Here is a 21,140-nt window from a genome sequence, read left to right on the forward strand (position 1 = left end):
GTACTCCTGTGCACGAAAGTGAGGTCGGGTACAGCCGCCAAGTTGGTTGACGCCGCATTGGTGCCAGGTCGCAGTGCACGTCCGAGTAGTGCTATCAGCTTTTGATATTCCGTGCAGTCGTCTTCTGAAAACGACATCATAGATGTCATCCTGACAGATTGAGCCTTGGAGGCATCAAACGCATCGGCTATGTCCGGGTGAGCAGCTTCGGCCAGCATCCGGAACGGCAGCTTCAGCGCGCTCAGGTAAACAAGGTGTTCACCGACAAGGCCTCCGGCAAGAGCACTCAACGCCCGCAACTGGATGCCATGCTCGGCTTCGTGCGCGAGGGTGACACCGTGGTCGTGCACAGCATGGACCGCCTGGCCCGCAACCTCGATGACCTGTGTCGCCTGGTGCAGAAGCTGATGCAACGCGGCATTCGCATTGAGTTTCTGAAGGAAAACCTGGTGTTTACCGGCGAGGACTCGCCCATGGCCAACCTGATGCTGTCGGTGATGGGAGCGTCCGAGGCCTGGGGCTACCGCGAAGCGGTTTAGTTCAACAGCCTGTTAGGCTGCTTGTGGAGCACTTCCGGTAGCGGCTAGGAACGTTCTCTCAGATTTGACTGAGACCGATTGAATCTCAAGGAGAAATAGGTGAGCAATATGGCACCGCCGCAACTGACGCTTTCGGGCACCGTCTATCATGGTAAACCACTTGCTGCGTCGCCCGGTGATGTGCGCCTGCATCCAGGTGCGAATGGGACGCCCTATATCGATGCCTACATCTACGATGGGCGGGAGTGGCGCAGCTTAGACTTGGCATCGCTTGGGGGCGCGCCTAGAACGTTCAATGATGCGGGACAAATTGGTGTTGTTATGCGCAATGCTGAGTCCGCGGTGTCGCGGCGCAAAGGCATGCCGGTGTACTACCAGCGCGTCGCATCCGGGAAGAGGAGCAGGTATGTATTCCGAGGAATCCCGTTTAACTCGCTTCGATTGTAGCGGGCTGCGACATAAATATCGTGAAGAACGGGGGCATCCAATGGAGAGAGCCCGGCCACCCATGTCCCTGGGGTAACAAACACAAGAGTTTAACGAGGCGCTGCAGCCGACGGCTTCGCCGCGGCTGAGCTACGCGTTACGTCGATCGGCCCATGTCCGCTTGTGGTCGATGAGTCGCCCGACAGCCTACTGCCTGATAAAGCGGGTCATGGATCGGGACGGGATCAAGTGTAAGCAGGCGACAGGGAAGGGGCTTCGGCATGGGTGCGGCGTCGCGATGGTGACAGCCGCCCGCTGTTTGCCGGTGCCTGGGGGGAATGATCCGATCCGAACTCTGCTGTCACCCCTATCTGTCCCCGCTTGATTGACCGATCCGTGACGTCCAGGACCAACAAGGCAGCGTAGCGCTCGTCTCGTCCCAGCTGAATCCACACAAATCCATACTAACTCGGTCTAATCCCATTGAATCAGATTTATTGGAACGCAGATTCGTGCGATTATCCGCAAATTACCTACATTCCGACATCTTGGTGGAAATCGACGTCATGTCAGATCGCTGGTTGTCGGTCGAGGAGATCGCCGAGTACCTCGGCGTGAGCAAGGACACCGTTTATGCGTGGATCAGCAAACGGAACATGCCTGCTCATCGAATCGGCCGGCTTTGGAAATTCAAGACCGAGGAAGTCGATGAATGGGTGCGGTCTGGTGGCGCCGCAGAGAACGAGAGTCGAGGCAAGGAATGAATGACTTGCCTGCGGCTGGTTTCGATCGCCTCATCCGAAGGTCGAAACGAAATGAGGAGATTTGATGTGACAACGATGTCTTGTGTGGATTTGTTCTGCGGCGCGGGCGGCCTGACGCATGGCTTCGCCCTGGAAGGGCTGCCCGTGGTCGCCGGTATTGATCTGGACCCGGCCTGCCGCTTTCCCTATGAAGCCAATAACCAGGCCCGATTTGTCGAACGTGACATCAGCAAGGTCACCACGGCTGAACTGAAAGCGCTGTTCGGCGACGCCGACCTGACGATTCTCGCGGGTTGCGCTCCGTGCCAACCCTTCTCGACTTACGCGCAGCGCTACGAGCTGGATGGCAAGGATGGCAAGTGGGGTCTGCTATATGAATTTGCGCGTCTCGCCAAAGGCGCCAGACCCGATGTCATCACGATGGAGAACGTACCCACCGTCGCGAAGCACGAGGTGTTTCATGATTTCGTCGATACACTAAAACGGCTCGGCTACAACGTTTGGTTCGATGTCGTCGATAGCTCCCGTTACGGCGTCCCTCAGACGCGACGGCGCATGGTTCTGCTGGCATCCAAGCATGGCGATATCAAGATGATCGAGCCGACCCACGAAAAACCGACGACGGTTCGCCAAGCCATCGGTCGTTTGCGTCCACTGGGTGCCGGCGAGTCAGCCCCTAGGGACAAGTTGCACGTAACTTCGAGGCTGTCAGAGAAGAATCTCCAGCGGATCAAGGTCTCGAAACCCGGCGGCACCTGGCGCGACTGGCCGGACGATCTGGTCGCCGACTGCCACCGCGCCGAGAGCGGACGTACCTATCCGGGTGTCTACGGCCGCATGGAGTGGGACAAACCAGCCCCGACCATGACAACACAGTGCTATGGATTTGGTAATGGTCGCTTCGGACATCCAGAGCAGGATCGAGCCATCTCCTTGAGAGAGGCCGCGATCTTGCAAAGCTTCCCGCGCGACTATGCATTCGTGCCGAAGGATGGAGAGGCTAGCTTCAAGGTTCTCGGTCGGCTCATCGGCAACGCGGTTCCCGTCGATCTCGGTCGTGCCATCGCGCGCAGCATCAACTCGCATATCGCATCGGTTGCGGCCCGATGACGAACTGATGAGGGCCTCCCGATGTCGCGCATTCAGCCCTCGTCCCCCGAGACCAGTCGCCGCATGGCGAAGGTTCGGCAGAAGGGAACCGATGCCGAGATCGCACTGCGGCGAGAGCTGTACCGAAGAGGCCTGCGTTACCGGGTCGACTACGAGATTCTGAAGAAACCTCGCCGCGTGGCAGATGTGGCATTTCCCGGGCTGAGGATCGCGATCTTCGTCGACGGGTGCTTCTGGCACGGTTGCCCCGAGCATGCATCGTGGCCGAAGCAGAACGCCGAGTTCTGGCGGCAGAAGATAGAGGCGAACCGCCTCAGGGACGTGGACACGAACGAGCGGCTTCGCAGCATGGGATGGACGGTACTGCGATTCTGGGAGCACGAGTCACCGGCCGAGGCTGCTGAAACCGTCGCGCGGATGGTCGCCATGGCCAGGTCGAAGCGCTACGCTTCGCCTGGCACACACGAGAAGAACTGAACAGGAAGATGGCAGGCCGCATGGAAAGCTCGAACGATCAGAAACACCAGACCTACCGCGCTCGTCCTGAGCCAGGCCAGCTGGTCGAGGTTCGCCGGCGCCAGTGGGTCGTGGCGGACGTGGCCTCCTCGAAGCTGGAGTCCGCTTCGGCGTCGCAGAACTGCGTGACGCTTTCATCCATCGACGAGGACGGCCTCGGTGAGGAGCTGGAGGTCATCTGGGAAATCGAACCCGGTGCCCAAATAATCGAGCGCGCAGGTTTGCCGTCCATCACAGGGCAGGACGACTCGGACACGCTCGAAGCCTTTCTCGATGCAGTCCGTTGGGGCGCCGCCACCAATGCCGACAGGGGATTTCTGCAGGCGCCTTTCCGTAGCGGCGTCAGCATCGAGGACTTCCAGCTCGACCCTTTGGTACGCGCCATCGACATGGCCCGCGTCAACCTGCTCATCGCCGACGACGTCGGCTTGGGTAAGACCATCGAGGCTGGGCTGGTCATCCAGGAGATGCTGCTCCGGCACCGCGCCCGCACCGTCTTGATCGTCTGTCCCGCCTCGCTCCAGGAAAAGTGGCGTATCGAGATGCTGGAGAAGTTCGGCCTCGAATTCCGCGTGGTCGATACCGCTTATATCAAGCAATTGCGGCGTGAGCGCGGCATCCACGCCAACCCGTGGACCTCCCACCCACGCCTCATCGCCTCAATGGACTGGGTCAAGAGTGGCGAGGGATTGCGCGCCATGCGCGATGTCCTTCCGCCCCATGCCGGCCACCCGCGCAAGTTCGATCTCCTGGTCGTGGACGAAGCGCACAACATCGCCCCCGCCGCCGGCGCGCATTACGCGCTCGAGAGTCAGCGCACGAGGTTCATCCGTGCGATCAGCCCGCATTTCCAGCATCGCCTGTTCCTGACCGCAACGCCGCACAACGGCTACACCGAGTCGTTCACCTCGCTGCTGGAGTTGCTGGACGACCAGCGCTTCGCCCGGAACATCCTCCCCGACGAGAAGCAGTTGAGCCAGGTGATGATCCGTCGCCTGAAGAGCGATCTCGTCGACGTCGACGGCAAGCCGCTATATGCCCAGCGCAAGCTACAGGCGCTGGCGGTTCCCTACACGGATGATGAACGCGAGATCCATCAGAAGCTGAACGATTACTGTGCCAGTCGCGAGAAAGACGCGGAGAAGACGGGCAGCACATTTGGCACGTCGTTCGTCAATCAACTGCTCAAGAAACGCCTGTTCTCGTCGCCCGCCGCGTTCGCTTCCACTCTCGAGAAGCACATCGCCTCGCTGTCGAATGGTGCCAAGCCCAAGGTGCAGGACGCCATGGCCGAGCGCATCCTGCGCAAGGCCATCCTGAAAGTGGACGAGGACTACGCCAACGACCAAGAGGTCGAGAACGCCCAATCGGAGGCCGTCGAGGAGGCCTCGCGCCGAGCCCAGCCACTGACCCTGGAACAGCAACGGATGCTGGCTGAGCTGAGGCAGTGGGCGCAGCGTGCCAAAAACCAGACCGATTCCAAGGCCAAGGCCATCATCGACTGGCTTTCAGCCAACCTCAAACCGGGTGGCCAGTGGAACGATCGCCGAGTGATCCTGTTCACCGAATACCGCACCACACACCAGTGGATGCACGAGATCCTCGCCAGCCACGGCTTCGGCGGCGAACGCCTGGGCCTTCTCCATGGCGGACTCACTCAGGATGAGCGTGAGCCCATCAAGGCCGCCTTCCAGGCATCCCCGAAGGATTCGCCCGTCCGCATCCTGCTCGCCACGGACGCGGCCTCCGAAGGTATCGACCTGCAGAACCACTGTAACTGCCTCATCCATCTGGAGATCCCCTACAACCCCAACGTGATGGAGCAGCGCAACGGTCGTATCGACCGTCACGGGCAACGAGAGAAAGAGGTGCTGATCTGGCACCCCGTCGACGGTGGTGACAAAGGCCATGCTTCGGTCGGCGGCCACGGCGAAGACATCCTGCGTGCGCTACGCAAGCTAGAGTCGATGCGCGCAGACATGGGCAGTGTCAATCCGGTGATCGCGCCCCAGATGTCGGGACTGATCGAAGGCTCACTGAAGGATTTGGATACCCGCCTGGCAGAGGCCAAGATCACCAAGGCCAGGCGCTTTGTGCGTGCCGAACGCGAACTGAAAGAACGCGTGACCAAGCTCCACGAACGTCTCTTGGCCACCCAGCAGGATTTCCACCTCACGCCCGATCACGTCCAGATGGCGGTGAAGACCGGCCTGGCGCTGGCGGGCCGCCCCCCTCTGGAACCCGTCGCCCTCGCAGACGCGCTCCAGGGCAGGGTATTCAGGATGCCTGCACTGTCCGGTTCGTGGGCGCGCTGCCTGGAGGGTTTGCGTCACCCCCATACACAACAGATACGCCCCATCACCTTCGACCACGCCGTGGCGAAGGGACGAGACGATGTCGTGCTGGTCCACCTAAACCATCGACTGGTGCAGATGTGCCTGCGCTTATTGCGTGCCGAGGTCTGGGCGCAGGACGACGTGAAGAAACTGCATCGCATCACCGTGCGCACGGTGCCGGATGGCAGCATCGAAGGTCCGGCTGTGGTCGTCATCTCACGGCTGGTCATCACCGGCGGCAACCACCATCGACTCCACGAGGAACTGACCGTCTCGGGCGGCTATCTGCGCGATCTGTCGTTCCGGCGCGAAGAGGGGGTCACTCGTGTCCAGCAGTGGCTGGACGAGGCGCAGCCAGCCACTGCGAACGATTCGCTGTTCGATGCCCTCCGGGTTCGCTTCGATCGCGCTCAACCCGCCATCCTGCAAGCGGTCGAAGCCCGCTCGAAGGATCGACTCAAGTTCCTGGCCAACACCCTGCAAACCCGCCAGCAACAAGAGATCGACGACATCGGCGCCGTGCTCGACGAACTCGAGAAGGCAATCCAGAGCGAGCTGAATAAAGATCAGCAGCCCGAGCAGATGTCGCTCTTTACCGAGGACGAGCGCACCCAGATCAGGCGCGATACCGCCGCGCTAGAGGCGCGCCTCGCTCGCATCCCGGCCGAGCGTATCCAAGAGGTCCAGGCCATCGAAACCCGCTACGCCAAACTTGATGACCGCACCTTCCCGGTCGCCGTCGTCTTCCTGGTCCCCGAGTCCGCCGGAGGTTTGGTATGAGCAATCAACACCTGCACCACGACTGGCTGGCGCTGATCGAGATATCCGGCCCGTTTCTTGCCGTTCCCGTCCTCAAGGAGGCATTTCCCCAAGGTTTGGAAGAGCTCGACGGCATCAAGCGCAAACGCCTGCGTCAGGCCTATGAGGAATGGCGCGAGGCGCTGGAGACGGATGACCCGCAGTTCGACGAGCTGCACGCCGCCTGGATCGATGAGGTGCTGTCCCGTGGATTGGAACTCGACGAGGATGGCAAAGGCGGCGTTCTGAAGCGCGCCGATTGGTGCGCCGCCAACCTGAATATCCGCCTGCCAGAGCATGCCGTGACGCTGTCGCCGGACTTCGCCGTCATTGATGAGCAACGGGACAACACCCCCCTGATGCTCATTCACACCTACGGGCAGGACGTCGACCTCGACGCCACCCTGAAGATGGACGGGTGGGCCGCCACCCCGGTCGATCGCATGGTCCAATTGTGCCGTGCCACCGGCTGCCGCCTCGGGCTGGTGACCAATGGCGAGCGTTGGATGCTGGTCGATGCTCCGGTGGGTGCCGTCACCACCTTCGCTAGCTGGTACGCCCGCATCTGGAGCCAGGAGCCCGTCACCCTGCAGGCGTTCGTACACCTGCTGGGCATTCGTCGCTACTTCGTCGATGAAGCCGAGCAACTGCCTGCGCTGTTCGATCGATCCTTGAAGTATCAGGATGAGGTCACCGACGCCCTCGGTGAGCAAGTGCGGCGTGCCGTCGAGGTGTTGATCCAAGCACTGGACAAGGCCGACCAGGACCGCGACCGCGATTTGCTGCGAGATGTGAAGGAGTCGGAACTCTACGAAGCGGCGCTGACGGTGATGATGCGCCTTGTCTTCCTGCTCTCCGCCGAAGAACGTGGCTTGCTGCTGTTGGGCGACGAGCGCTACGAGGCCAACTACGCGCTCTCGACGCTCCGCATGCAGTTGCGCAAGGAATCCGAGGAGATCCTTGAACGCCGCTGGGATGCCTGGTCACGTCTGTTGGCGATCTTCCGCGCCGTGTTCGGTGGTATCGAGCACGAGAACCTGCGCCTGCCCGCGTTGGGTGGCTCACTGTTCGACCCGGATCGTTTCCCATTCCTCGAGGGCCGCGCCAAGGGCTCCGACTGGCGCAGCGACACCGCCAAGCCGCTGCCGATCGACAACCGCACCGTGCTGCTGTTGCTCGAGGCCATCCAGCAATTTCAAGGGCGGACACTGTCCTACCGCGCACTAGATGTCGAACAGATAGGCTACGTCTATGAAGGTCTGTTGGAACGCACCGTCAAGCGTACCGCCGAAGTCACACTGGAACTCGACGGCACCAAGAGTGCCAAGTCGCCCTGGGTCAAGTTGGCCGAGCTGGAGTCCGCCCGGCTCGACGGCGTGGAACGCCTGGCAAAATTGCTGCAGGAGCGTTCCGGCAGTTCCGCCAGCCGTGTCCGAAACAATCTGGCCAAGCCCGTTGATGACACGCTTGCCGATCGCTTGTTGGCCGCCTGTCATGGCGACACAAAGCTTCGTAACCGTATCAAGCCTTTTGCACACCTGGTGCGCACCGACCCTTGGGGCTATCCGCTGGTCTATCCTGCCGGGGCCTTCATCGTCACCACCGGCTCCGATCGGCGCGAGACTGGCGCCCACTACACCCCGAAATCGCTCACGGAGGCTATCGTCACCGAGACACTGACGCCGATCGCTTACGAGGGACCAGCAGAGGGCACCCCGCGTGAACAGTGGGTGCTGAAATCGCCCGCCGAACTGCTCGACCTCAAGATCTGCGACCCGGCGATGGGCTCAGGCGCCTTCCTGGTGCAAGCCTGTCGTTGGCTGGCTGATCGCCTCGTCGAGGCTTGGTCGAAGGCTGAAGCTGCCGGAAAATCGGTCCGTGTGGATGGCGAAGTGCAGGATGCGCCGGACACCAAGGAGCCGCTGCCCCGTGATACCGAAACCCGCCTCGTGATCGCCCGCCGCCTCATAGCCGAGCGCTGCCTGTACGGGGTGGACCTGAACCCACTGGCGGTTGAACTCGCCAAGCTCTCCATCTGGTTGGTGACGTTGGCCAAGGGACGTCCGTTCGGCTTCCTCGACCACAACCTGCACTGCGGTGACAGTCTGCTCGGCATCCATCGTCTGGATCAGCTAACCGAACTTTCGATGACGCCGACCGGGAAAGGTCAGCAACGCCTGTTCGGGCAGAACATTGAGCGAGCGGTACATGAGGCAATCGAATTGCGGCAAAGGCTGCGAGAGATGCCGATTCGTGACATTCACGACGTCGAGGCGATGGCGCGTTTGGATGCCGATGCGCGTGACAAGCTTGAAGTGTCGGAGCGTATTGCCGATACATTCATTGGAGAAGTCTTCGCATCGGGGGGTAATGGCACGGCAGTGGAAAGCGCACTGGTGTCACTGACAGTTCAAGCCGAACAGGCCATTGACGGCGATCAGGAGGCGCTCGCCTCAATGCGCCGCAAATCGGTCGCCACGCTCTCGACCGATCTGCCCAACGACAAGACCGCACGGCGGCCTTTCCACTGGCCGCTAGAGTTTCCGGAGGTGTTCGTGCACGAACGCGGCGGGTTCGATGGCATCGTCGGCAACCCACCCTTTCTAGGAGGAAAACGTATTACTGGAGTCGCGGGCATTGCCTTCCGCGATTGGCTGGTAACGCGCATCGCCGAGGGACGGCGCGGTTCGGCGGATCTAGTAGCTTATTTTTTTCTGCGAGCTTGGGCTCTGCTACGAGACGGTGGTGGCTTTGGGCTGCTCGCGGTGAACACCATTGCGGAAGGCGACACGCGGCAGGTGGGGCTGGAGCCCATGGTCGAGGCGGGTGCGGTAATCCATGCTTCTTATCCGGACGAACCCTGGCCCGGAAAGGCCGCAGTTGTCACCAGCCGTGTGCATATTTTCAAGGGTGCATGGAGTGGCAGTCGTGTCCTGAATGGTCGCCCGGTTCCTTTTGTTTCTGCATTCCTTTCGGAACGCGAAGAATGGAGTCCCAAGCAGCTCAAAGCTAATTCTGGACTGGCTTTCATCGGATCATACGTTCTCGGCTCCGGCTTTATTCTTGACAAGGATGCTGCCTACAGGATGCTTCAAGATGATCCTCAGAACGAGGAGGTAATTTTTCCTTATCTCAACGGGGATGACTTGAATACCGACCCGGATCAGCTCCCTAGCCGTTATGTGATCAATTTTTGGGACTGGTCAGAGGAGCGTGCGCAAGCGTACAAGCTGCCATGGCGTTGGATAGAAGACCGAGTTAGGCCAGAACGTCAGCGCCGAAATGAGCAAGGAGAATTTGTGCTGCGTCGACCTTTGCCCGAGCGTTGGTGGCAATACGCTGACAAACGTCCTGCGCTCTATCATGCAATTGGTCGCGGTCACCATTTTGAGCAGCACCCAAAAGGGTGGGGCCCGAGCGTTGAGCCATTACAGAGGGTGATGGCCATTACAAGACATACAAAATATTTCGTTCCGCTAGGGATTCCTAATAACTGTGTCTTTTCTGACGCCTTGGCCTGTTTCCCGATCAACGAGAGACTTTCTGAAGAATTTCTTAATTCTTCTATCGTTCAAGTATGGGTTCACACGCAAGCGTCTACCATCGGGCAAGGGCTCAGAGTTACACCATCGGACTGTATTGAAACCCTACCCGTAGTAACTATTCCTGGTATATCCGGTCTCGCCTCTGTCCGTCGTCAAATATTTGAACATAACCGTTTCGGCCTGACTGACTTATACAATCGATTTCACAATCCTGGCTGCAACGATCAGGACATAAAAGACCTGCGTGAGCTTCATCGTGAGATTGATTGTATTGTTGCCTCAGCCTACGGTTGGGACAACCTTGACCTTGGCCACGGTTTCCACGAAGTGCCGTATCTACCCGAGCATGACCGCGTACGATTTACCATATCAGAGTCTGCACGCGTTGAAGTGCTGCGGCGGCTGTCAGAGTTGAACAGAGAGCGTTACGAGGAAGAAGTCGCCCTAGGCCTGCACGGGGCCAAGACCAGAAGATCGACAACCCGCGCCCCACGCAGCAAACGCACAGGTGACACAACCTCATCACAGCCCTCATTCGAATTTGGCGCCAGCCTGGTCAACGAGGGTAACGACCTCAGGGCTGCCGAACCGCGTCTTCAGTACGAGGCAGGCCCCGCACGCGCCATTGTCGAATACCTGAAGGCTAACTCCGGCTGGCATGCTAAGGCGGATGTTCTCGTCGCCACGGGCATTCCGGATGGAAAGTGGAATTCCGCGATCAACGATCTGGTATCAAACGGGTATGTGGAGCGACAAGGCGAACGGCGTGGAGCGCGCTATCGTGCGGTGACCGAAGGGGCGAAAGAATGAAGGAGTATCAACTGAATGTCGATCCGCGCATCTTGGAGCTGCTCGGCCCAAATCTCTACACGAATATTTACTACGTGTTGGCGGAACTGATTGCCAATGCGTACGACGCGGACGCAAAGAACGTCTACATCATTGCCAACAAGGATGATATCCGGGTTGAAGATGATGGGCACGGCATGTCCTATGAGAAGGGTGATATCGCCAACTACCTGAATGTAGCCGGCGTTTCACGAACTAAGGAAGCCGACTCGTTCTCCAAATCTGGTGCACGCCGCAAGATGGGTCGCAAGGGCGTTGGAAAGCTGGCGGCGCTGTCGGTCTCCGAGAATGTCGATATCTTGACCGTGGCAGATGGCGAGAAGTCAGGATTTGTTCTTTCTCGCCACCCGGATGAAGGAAGCAAGCTCAGAGCTATTGCAGATTCAGAAATTACTTTTGATTTCATCGAAAATTATGGCTCTGCTATTGTGATGCGAAACCCCCAATACCGGCTGCATAAAACACTTTCTGCTGTAAAACGAAACCTTCTGAAGATTTTTCCATTGATCAATGCTGATTTTCGTATCCATGTGATCCGAGGGGCTGAGATTGAGATTATTGAAGACTTTGATAGAAATGTTATGGCGGAGCTAGGAACGTTGATAACGCTTGGGGATGAGTATTCTTCCCTGATCGACCTTGTTCTTGATATCTATCCACAAAAACGGGCAGACTTGGTTGCGGCAAGGGAAGAGAAAACCATCCCCCTGGTCATGCAGGACAGTGAAGGGGTTGAGCACGAATACACTCTCAAAGTTACGGGCTGGATCGGGACATACAAAACGACACGAGGCCGCAAGGCTGAAATATCGGACTTCCCTGACAACTTTATTTCGATTTTCGCAAACAAAAAGATGGGGGAATTCAATATTCTGCCAGTTGTTGGTCAGAATAAGTTGAATGAAGTTTATGTTGTAGGTCAGTTGAATGTCGATCTATTTGAGCTGACCGAATTACCCGACATGGCATTGAGCAACCGTCAAGGATACAAATCTGACGACCCGCGGTATGTCGCAGTCCTGGACTATGTGAGGAAGGAGCTCCTGGCAGAGATTCTCAGAAAGCGAGAGATTTTCACTGACATAGGAAAAGCAAAAAAGAAGCAGCAAAAGCAAGATGAGCAAAAGGACAATGAGGAGAGGCTCCGGCGCAACGTCGATACCTTCCGAAAGAAAGCGAGCGAAGAAGCGGCCAATAACCTGCTGGATCTTGGTTCCGGCTTGTCGCGCGAAGCGATCGAGGGGGCCATCAAAAAGTCGATCAACGACAACAGCCCAGACTTGGGGCTGAAGTCGCTCATCGACTCTCAGAAGAAAAAGTTACTCATCAGTCAGACTTATCCCGATAAGCCGTTCGCCGACATCATCTATCAGATGCTTCTGTACAACAATGTTCCAGCCGAGGACATTTTGTATACCAATTGCGATGATGAAATCTGCCGCGTGCCCGAAGGAAGAGGAGTTTACAGCTATCTGAGAGAGTTTTTTGTAGAGAGCTATTCGTCTCAGAAAATATTCGTCCTCTTCGTGACGAGCGAGAACACGAAGGTGTCATGGGGGGCCATCACGGAGGTTGGGGCGTCCTGGATCACCCAGGTCGACCATAAGATTTTCAATGTTCATCCGTTCAGGCCCGAGCATCCTCTGAACGATGAGATGCAGTGGCAAAGCACCAACCGGGAGGAGCCAACTAAAGGCGAGCTTTGGATGATTCCTTTAAATGCTGATGTGTTCTGCCAGAAGATCGAAGCTGTTTGTGACGCTCTGGGATACAAAAAGAACACAAGAGCAGACAACAAAGCGTACCTTGGGACGCTAGTTCCTATCCGAAGCGCCTGAGGAAGCTGACATGGCACAAAACACGAACTCCAACGCCTGGATCGCTATAGATCGTGACCTCGGAACCGACCACAGGCTCGAACCCTACATCCTGGTTTTGAAGGGTGAGCGTTCTCTCTATCAGGCCATTGAGGAGGACGACTGGGTCTTCGTCCTGAACCCCGCTGGCGGCATCACCCGTGTCGGGCGTGTGCTGCGAGTTCGTTCCAATCTCAAAACCACCACGCTCTATTTCGACCGGGTGCTGTCGGTCGCTGAGCCCGTCTTGATCGGCACCACTTCGCTCACGCCGCCGTCTTCGGGAAGCATCGGTCGCGTCCAGTGGACTGATTTCGTCGAAGCCCTGCCCAAGGCGCTGCACAAGACCATCGCCGAAGTGCCGACGGTCGGTTCCGACGTCAGCTCACCGCAGTATCAGCAGGAACTCGCCTGCATCCGCGAACTGCTGCAACTGGCGGTGATGGACGATCTGCTCGGCCCGGCTGGCGGCCCCCATGAACGCATCGTCGACATGGGCGTTCGTGATCGCTATCTAGTCGGCAAGCTCGCTCCCCGCGAGGCGGCACAGGGCGGCATTGAGGGGCTCGAAGGGCCACTGGCGAACGACGATGCCGAGGAGCCAACCGATCCGAAGGTGCCCGGTCAGCATGAACCCGGTGCGGAGTTCGGGACGGCGACGGGTCGTGTCGAGCCTGAATCCGACGCCGCCGATGAGATCGACGCGGCCAGCAATCAATCGCTGGTGCCGAGCAGCTTGGGCATGACCTTTTGTGTGGATGGCAACGCCGAACGGATTGAAATCGAGGTGCGCTGGGGTCGCTATGAGCGCAGTAACGAGCATGAGATCTTCCGCACCCGCAAGAACAAGGAGACCGGTGCCGAGGAGCAGACAAAAGCCAAGGTCTGGCAGCGCATACCCTGTGGCGGCAAGCTGGTGCTGCCGCTCACCGAAGGTGTGATCCCGCATCAGGCGCCAGACAAGATCTATCCCGAAGTTCGAGTGCAAGGCTCCGTGCGCGCCAAGAATGCGAATGGTGATCGCTTGGTGACGCTGTTCCTGGTCAACGCGCAGGAGGAACCCGCAACCAACCGCGATACGGCCTGGGTGTTCCAGCCGGAACTGATCGTTCGCTCAGAAGCGGAAGTGTCCAAGCGCGCCATCTTCCGTCGGCGGCCCGTACTGGATGCGGACGGCATGGACCCGGAGCGTGAGTCGCTGGAGATGATCTATCGCAATCGAGTGGAGTTTGCAGTGGGGCATGGCGTCGCCGTTCATGCCGAAACGGCGGATGATCTGACACTGGCCATGGAGGTGCGCACCACCGTCATGCCGCAGTACGAGGTGCAGGTCACTGAGACACCGGGGCTGGACCCCGCCGACCGACCGACGATGAAGGAAATGGTGAGTAGTGGCCTGCTCGACATGCAGCGCCTCGCGACCCTGGACATCGATCCGCTGGTCGATGCCCTGAACCTCTTGACCAAGGATTACGCCACGTGGATCAATGAGCAGCGCGCTCGGGTCGGCGGCGACGTGCTTGGCTACGACGCGCAGTCGCAACAGGCGATGGACCGCTGTCAGGAGATCCACATTCGTCTGCAGCAGGGTATCGATACGCTGAAGAGCGACGAAAAGGCCCTGGCGGCCTTCCGGTTCGCCAATCAGGCGATGGCCACGCAGCGTGTGCGTAGCCAATACGCCCTCGAAATCCGGCGGGGCAAGGACGTCACCGTCGACCAGTTCGACGTGCTGAAGAACCGCAGCTGGCGCCCGTTCCAGTTGGCGTTCCTGCTGCTGTCGATCCCTTCACTAGCCGATCCGGCGCATCCGGATCGCGTGCAACCGGTCGACGCCTATGCCGACCTTTTGTGGTTCCCCACCGGCGGCGGCAAGACCGAGGCCTACCTGGGAGTAGCCGCCTTCACCATGGCCATTCGGCGCATGCAGGGAGACCTGGGCGGCTATGACGGCTCGCGTGGGCTGGTCGTGATCATGCGCTACACCCTGCGCCTGCTGACACTGCAACAGTTTCAGCGCGCCACGGCGTTGATCTGCGCGATGGAGGTGCTGCGACGCAAGGCGCTGGCCAAGGGCGACGAGTCGCTCGGTACCGAGCCCTTCACCATCGGCCTGTGGGTGGGCAACAAGGTGACGCCTGGCTCGACCGAGGATAGTCATCGGGCCATCGAGGACATCCGCAACCCCGACAAGTACAACGCCGGGGCGGCGTCTCCCGCGCAACTGACCAGTTGCCCCTGGTGTGGTTCGGAAGTCGCCCCCGGGCGCGACGTCGAGGTCGACAAGGCGCGTGGACGCACCTTCGTCTACTGCGGCGATAAGAAGGGCCGCTGCGACTTCTCGAAGGGCAAGTCCAGCAAGCTTCCGCATGCGGGCATTCCCGTGCTGGTCGTGGACGAGGAGATCTACCACCGCCCCCCGACGATGATGATCGCCACGGTAGACAAGTTCGCCATGATGGCGTGGCGGGGCCAGGTGCGCACGCTGTTCGGTCGGGTGGGCCAGGAATGCGAGCGGCACGGCCTGCTGTGGCAGGGGTCAGACTGCAATGGCAATCACCGGGCCGGCAAGGGACTCGGCGCCACCAAGGTCAAGAGCATCAGCCCGATTCGTCCGCCGGACCTGATCATCCAGGACGAGTTCCACCTGATCAGCGGGCCGCTCGGAACCATGGTCGGCTTGTACGAGACGGCTGTGGATGAGCTGTGCGGCTGGACGCTCGGCGAACATACGGTCAAGCCGAAGATCATCGCGTCGACGGCTACGGTGCGCAAAGCCCGAGAGCAGGTGAACAACGTCTTCATGCGGCGCGTGTCGGTGTTCCCGCCGCATGGGCTGGACGTGGAGGACAACTACTTCTCAGTCCAGCGACCGATCGAGGACAAACCGGGACGGCGTTACCTGGGGGTCTGCTCTCCCGGCAGTTCGCGACCTGCGATGTTGATCCGCGTCTACACGGCTTTCCTGACCGCTGCACAGGCGCTCTTCGACCGTTTCGGCGAGCCTGCAGACCCCTATATGACCATGGTCGGCTACTTCAACTCGCTACGTGAGCTGGGTGGGATGAAGCGCTTGGCCGAGGACGACGTACAGACGCGTTCCTACCGGGTGCAGATGAGCATGGTCGAGCGACCCGCATTGGCACAGCGCAGCGTCAGCAACATTCGCGAGCTGACCTCTCGGGTGTCCAGTCAGGACATCCCGAAGTACCTCGACAATCTCGAGGTCAAGTTCAAGGCCGAATTCGACGCTACAGCCGGCAAATATGTGACCAAATGGCAAGAGGGCGACACCCGCGCGATCGACGTGGTGTTGGCGACCAACATGCTGTCGGTGGGGGTCGACGTCAATCGGCTGGGGCTGATGGCCGTCAACGGCCAACCCAAGGGCACGGCGGAGTACATCCAGGCTACCAGCCGGGTCGGTCGTTCCTTCCCCGGCTTGGTCTGCACCGTGCTCACGTGGGCGCGACCGCGCGACCTCTCACACTACGAAACCTTCGAGCACTACCACGCCACCTTCTACAAGCACGTCGAAGCGCAATCGGTGACGCCTTTCTCGCCGCGCGCAATGGATCGCGGCCTGACCGGCTCGCTGCTGAGCCTGATGCGTCTGGAGAACGATGCATTCAGTCCGAATGAGGGGGCGGGCAAGTTGGACAAGTCAGACCAGAACGAGATCACAGAGGCCATTGACGTGCTGGTCAAGCGGGCCTGGAACGTCAGCGAGCTCTCCAGCACCAAGAGTCTGGCAGAACAGGAACTCAAGGAACGCGCAGACGAGTGGGCCAAGGAAGTGGGCAAAGGCGGCCGCATCTTGGCCTACGAGAAGCGTGGCCCCGAGAAGGACAAGACCGTTGCATTGATCAGGTCGCCGGGTATCCAGGCCTGGGACAACTGGACCGTGCCCATGTCGATGCGTGAGGTGGAGCCCGGCGTGCGCTTGATCATGAATACCAGCCACATCATGGACGACCACGATTGGAAGCCTCGTCCCGCGACGAAGGATGAGGATTGAACATGGCGACGAGCAATAAGACTCCAGTCGGAGAAGTAAGACCCAGCCAGTTGCTCTGGACCTACGGGCCAGGGGCGTTGATCGATCTGCCTAGCCTGTCCGTGGTGACGCTCGGCATCGACCGTTGGGAAAAGGACCGTTGCCAACCGATCCAGGAAGCCCGGCTGCTGACTGCCGTGCGGAAGGTGCTCGGGGCACAGGTCGAGAACCTGCGGATGCCGCCATTCCAGAAGAGTGAACTCGTCGATGTCTGGTCGGCAGAGGCCAACATCGGCGTTCCCGTCCGGCCATTCCCGCGCTGGATGCGCTGCGTGAAATGCGGCCTGCTATCCCCCTTCGATGCCGGACTGTTCGAGATCAAGGAGAACCGCTTCAGGCCCGAGCGAACCCGGTTCGTCCACAAGGGCTGCCGAGGCTCGAAGGGCGACCAACCCGCCAAGGACGCCGACGCCGTACCGGCTCGTTTCCTGTTGGCCTGCCGTGATGGTCACCTCGATGACTTTCCTTGGCACTACTTCGTCCACGGCGGCAACAGCTCATGCAAGGGCACGCTGCGCTTCTTCGAAAGCGGCGCCTCGCTGCAGACGGAAAACCTGTGGGCCAAGTGTGATGCGTGCGGAGCATCGAGGAGCATGGCTCACGCCTTCGGCAAGGCCGGAAAAGAGAACCTGCCGGCTTGCCGAGGGCGCCATCCGCACCTCGATCACTTCGACAATGAATGTGACGAAGAAGCGCGTGCGGTTCTATTGGGCGCCACTAATAGCTGGTTTCCGATCACGCTCTCGGCGCTCGCGATTCCGCAGGCGAAGGACCCGCTCAGTCAGCTGATCAAGGATGGCTGGGAGTTCTTCGAAGAGCTGGAATCCGAAGCCGAAGTGGCGGTGGCGGTGAAGACACTGAAGAAGACCGGGGCGCTGCCAGGGATCGATAAATACCCCGCTTCGTCCATCTGGTCGGGCATTGAAGCGCACCGCACCGGTGGCGAACAGGAGGTCGTGGGGGAGGCTGACATCAAGGGTCCTGAGTGGGACGTGCTGACAGAGGCCAATCCACCCACGGACTACCCGCACTTCATGAGCAAGAAGGTCGGTACGCCGCCGGGCTTCGCGAAGCACATCAGCAGAGTGCTGCTTCTGGAGCGCCTGCGCGAGGTCAATGCCTTGCTGGGCTTCACTCGGGTGGAGGCGCCCGAAGAAACGGGTGACCCGAACGAGCGGCCGCAGATGGCCAACCTCTCGCGAAGCAAACCGGATTGGGTTCCCGCGAACCAAGTCCATGGCGAAGGCATCTTCATCCAGTTCGACGAACAGGCACTGGTGGCTTGGGAATCCCTGCCTGCCGTCAAGCAGGCCGACCAGATGCTCCGGGGTGGCCACAGGGGATGGCGCAACTCACGTCATCTCGATCCTGACGAAGGCTACCCCGGCATTCGGTACGCCATGCTCCACACGCTCTCGCACTTGCTGATTCGTGAGCTGGCGCTGGAGTGCGGCTACAACGCCGCGAGTATCCGCGAGCGAATCTATGCCGACACCTCAGGCGAGAGTCCGCAGGCCGGCATCCTCATCTACACGGCGGCCGCCGACTCTGACGGGACGCTGGGCGGCCTCGTCGATCTCGGCAAGCCGGAGAACCTCGGGCGCCTGCTAGAACAAGCCTTGAACCGCTCCAAGATTTGCTCATCGGACCCGCTATGCTCCGAGCACGATCCCGAGAAAGATCGCTCCCTTCATTCTGCGGCCTGCCACGCTTGTAGCCTAGTGGCCGAGACCTCCTGCGAACGCGGCAATCGTTACTTGGATCGGTCACTGCTGGTGCCGACTTTAGAACGTGTCGATGCGGCTTTCTTCAAGGGCTTGTGACATGGAGAAGCTCTTGGACGCCGTCGCAGCCGTGGTCTGTCTGGTCTCTCCCGAGAAGGTTCAGGCCATAGCCACCCGGATTCGCCGGACCGATAGCAGCAAAGCAGCCAGCGCGCTGTCGGGCGTGGTCGGCACGCCTGCAGCGGCTGGGGTCGTGGTTCAGCTCGCCGATGCTTGGCGAACGACCACTGTCAGCGCCGAGGAACTGGCATCGATGCTGCTTGCTGCTGGTCATGTCTTCACCAAGGCCGCGAACCAGCAATCCACCGAGCTCGTGTGGACCGGGCCGACGACGCCGTTCGTCTCGGCTCGCCGAACGGAGCAGGCGCTACTTCAAGTCATCAACGCCGCTGTGCAAACCCTGTTCATCACCAGCTTCGTGGCCTATGACGTCTCGACTATCGTAAAGGCGCTGAATGCGGCGAGTGAGCGTGGGGTGGCCATCTCCATGCTGCTCGAGTTGTCCCAGGACCACGGCGGCAGCATTACCTTCGATGCGATAGGCAAGATGAGAACGCTGGTTCCCACCGCGAGACTCTACGCCTGGCGTGACAAGGCCGATCCGTTCGACGACGGGCGCGTCCACGCCAAAGTCGCCGTAGCCGACGGCAGGATGTGTTTCATCACCAGCGCGAACCTCACTGGGCACGCGATGGAAAAGAACATGGAGGCTGGCGTGCTCATCTCGGGAGGACACATTCCCAGACTGCTTGAGGACCACTTGCGGTCTTTGGTAGATACCAAATTGGTATCTATGATCTAACCGGGATGTCTCAATACGGACGCGGGTTCAGTTCCCAAATGAGAATCGAACTGGCGGCCGACCTGAGGCGCCTGGCTGATGCCGACAGCAGGTGGGGACTGATTGTATATTTCGGCTCTACTACCAGAGCACTACTATTTGAAGAGGCTGAATGATAAATTTGATTGCACCAAAAAATACTTTTTTGGTATTGAGCATTATTTAAATTGGAGATTAATATGGATTTAGATGAGTTCATTACTTCTGTATTAGTGAAAGTTGTTTCTGGTATTCGGGAAGCCCAACAGGTTGATAGCGTAGGAGCTTTTATAGTCCCAAGCGGTGATGGAGGGCACAAATATCCTGTAAATGCCCGCGTTTCTAGCAGCGCCCAATTGAAGTCCACAATCATCGACTTTGATGTCGCAGTAACAGTTGAGTCTAGTGATAAAAGTACTGGAAAAGGTGGTATAAAAGTTGCTGGCATTGGCGGAAATATAGAAGGCGAATCAGTAACAAAGGACATAAGGGTTAGTCGTATTCAGTTTGGAGTTCCAATTCTGTTACCTGAGAGTCAGAAAAACTGGTTTGACGAACTCAAGGATAAATAGCATAAAATAATGATTGGTCAATGATATAGGTATGCTTGGGTTTTATTTTGTGTATTTTACAGTCGCATCAAGCGGAGATATTTAAACATTAATCCAGCAAATAAACTTAATTATTAAATTGGAGATTTGCAATGAGTATTTTGCACTATCACCCTTCAATTAGGATGGTTGACATAAAATATAGGGTTGCTTTTCATGAGATAGGACACTTGATAATGTTAAATCAATGGAAGCCCAATGAGAGATTTACTGCCACTATTTTTATAAGAAACACTTGGTGCGGAAAAATAAAACCTAAACCAAATTATGGACACTCTTTAAATGCCTCAAAGGTAATGGTGGCTGGAATCACAGCGGAGCATTTACATATGAATATTGATTGGCGTGGTGTACGCCAAGTATTTGAGGATGATAAAGAAGCTTTTGGTGAGGACTTCAAGAATTATGTTAATAGCTTAAGCTTTACGAAAAGTGAGAGGATGAAGATTTCGGATGAGATAATGCGCGATCCATATGGATTTCTTGAAGAAGATATTCTAACAGAATATGGTTTTTTTAAATATATATATGATGAATGCAGTAAAGCATTTCATCAATATGGCGTGCACAGAATGCACAGACTAGCTAAAAAACTTTATTTGAAAAAATCGGTAACTATTTGAATGAAATTGTCGGGGTTTTGATGGGTTGAATTACTAACGAATAAGTATCTATCGCCTACTAATTTTGTGGCGCCAGCTGTTGAGTATGCTCTCGTGAGAAGGAACGCTCTGCCCCATTCACAAAAATTCCTCCGTCGTTACGTCCTACGCTGGCATTGATGGTGAAGCTGGTAATCAAGGTCGTTCGGTTCGGCCAACTCCTTTCCCCCCAGTTCAGGAAAGCCAGCGGGGTGTTGTGGGTCGGCTTAACACACTATACTTTTCGAATTCTGCGTTCACGCCAAGTAGTGCTATCGCCTTCCCCTGACATTTCGTGCAGTCGCCTTCTGAAAACGACAGCATACTTCAGACCTCGGTCTGGTTTTCTGACGTAGCTGCGGCCCGGGCGTATCGCCTCGATACTCTGCTTCATCAGCCGAATCAGCCGTTCGAGCAAGCCGCCCACATCGGCCACCGTGAAGAGCCTGACGATCTGGTGTTTTCAGCGCGGGTGAAATTGACCTTGC

13 protein-coding genes are annotated in these 21,140 nt (G+C 58.2%); all 13 read left to right on the top strand.

The genetic code is table 11. The features are described from left to right. Positions 1–158 precede the first annotated feature (158 nt). The 13 genes from MPRO_RS19715 to MPRO_RS19775 all read left to right on the top strand — a co-directional run bounded on the left by MPRO_RS19715 (position 159) and on the right by MPRO_RS19775 (position 20,634). Positions 159–539 carry a recombinase family protein gene (locus MPRO_RS19715; protein ID WP_158651886.1) on the top strand — a complete coding sequence of 127 codons (381 nt, stop codon included), beginning with the start codon at positions 159–161 and terminating at the stop codon, positions 537–539. Positions 540–638: 99 nt separating this feature from the next. Beyond that, positions 639–986 (top strand): hypothetical protein, encoded by a 348-nt coding sequence (locus MPRO_RS19720; protein ID WP_158651887.1) that lies wholly within the window; start codon positions 639–641, stop codon positions 984–986. 545 nt (positions 987–1,531) lie between these two features. Then, positions 1,532–1,729 (top strand): methylation-associated defense system helix-turn-helix domain-containing protein MAD1, encoded by a 198-nt coding sequence (gene mads1, locus MPRO_RS19725; protein WP_047899370.1) that lies wholly within the window; start codon positions 1,532–1,534, stop codon positions 1,727–1,729. 75 nt (positions 1,730–1,804) lie between these two features. Beyond that, the gene (locus MPRO_RS19730; RefSeq protein WP_245635153.1) at positions 1,805–2,839 is read left to right on the top strand and encodes a DNA cytosine methyltransferase; all 1,035 of its coding nucleotides are present in this window, start codon (positions 1,805–1,807) and stop codon (positions 2,837–2,839) included. A gap of 21 nt (positions 2,840–2,860) precedes the next feature. After that, on the top strand, positions 2,861–3,316 hold the full coding sequence (locus MPRO_RS19735; protein WP_067297125.1) for a very short patch repair endonuclease: 456 nt from the start codon (positions 2,861–2,863) through the stop codon (positions 3,314–3,316). A 20-nt stretch (positions 3,317–3,336) separates the two neighbouring features. Then, a complete protein-coding gene (gene drmD, locus MPRO_RS19740) occupies positions 3,337–6,471 on the top strand; it encodes a DISARM system SNF2-like helicase DrmD (protein ID WP_067297180.1) in 3,135 nt (1,044 codons plus the stop codon). Continuing rightward, positions 6,468–10,844, top strand: a complete 4,377-nt coding sequence (locus MPRO_RS19745; RefSeq protein ID WP_067297127.1) for an Eco57I restriction-modification methylase domain-containing protein — start codon at positions 6,468–6,470, stop codon at positions 10,842–10,844. Before drmD ends, MPRO_RS19745 begins: the two co-directional genes overlap by 4 nt. Next, complete coding sequence (locus MPRO_RS19750; RefSeq protein WP_067297129.1) at positions 10,841–12,721, top strand: ATP-binding protein; 1,881 nt, start codon at positions 10,841–10,843, stop codon at positions 12,719–12,721. Before MPRO_RS19745 ends, MPRO_RS19750 begins: the two co-directional genes overlap by 4 nt. Positions 12,722–12,731: 10 nt before the next feature. Next, entirely contained in the window at positions 12,732–16,757 is a 4,026-nt protein-coding gene (drmA, locus tag MPRO_RS19755; RefSeq protein ID WP_067297132.1) for a DISARM system helicase DrmA, read from the top strand. 2 nt (positions 16,758–16,759) lie between these two features. Next, positions 16,760–18,619: a DUF1998 domain-containing protein gene (drmB, locus tag MPRO_RS19760; RefSeq protein WP_067297134.1), complete on the top strand. Its 1,860-nt coding sequence runs from the start codon at positions 16,760–16,762 to the stop codon at positions 18,617–18,619. Position 18,620: 1 nt separating this feature from the next. Then, entirely contained in the window at positions 18,621–19,382 is a 762-nt protein-coding gene (gene drmC / locus MPRO_RS19765; protein ID WP_067297137.1) for a DISARM system phospholipase D-like protein DrmC, read from the top strand. Between the two features lie 218 nt (positions 19,383–19,600). Continuing rightward, positions 19,601–19,972, top strand: coding sequence for a hypothetical protein (locus tag MPRO_RS19770; RefSeq protein WP_067297138.1), 372 nt, complete (start codon positions 19,601–19,603; stop codon positions 19,970–19,972). A gap of 131 nt (positions 19,973–20,103) precedes the next feature. After that, positions 20,104–20,634, top strand: coding sequence for a hypothetical protein (locus MPRO_RS19775; protein WP_067297140.1), 531 nt, complete (start codon positions 20,104–20,106; stop codon positions 20,632–20,634). Positions 20,635–21,140 lie beyond the last annotated feature (506 nt).

Origin of the sequence: Marinobacterium profundum, from assembly GCF_001528745.1 — a bacterium.
Lineage (GTDB): Bacteria > Pseudomonadota > Gammaproteobacteria > Pseudomonadales > Balneatricaceae > Marinobacterium_A > Marinobacterium_A profundum.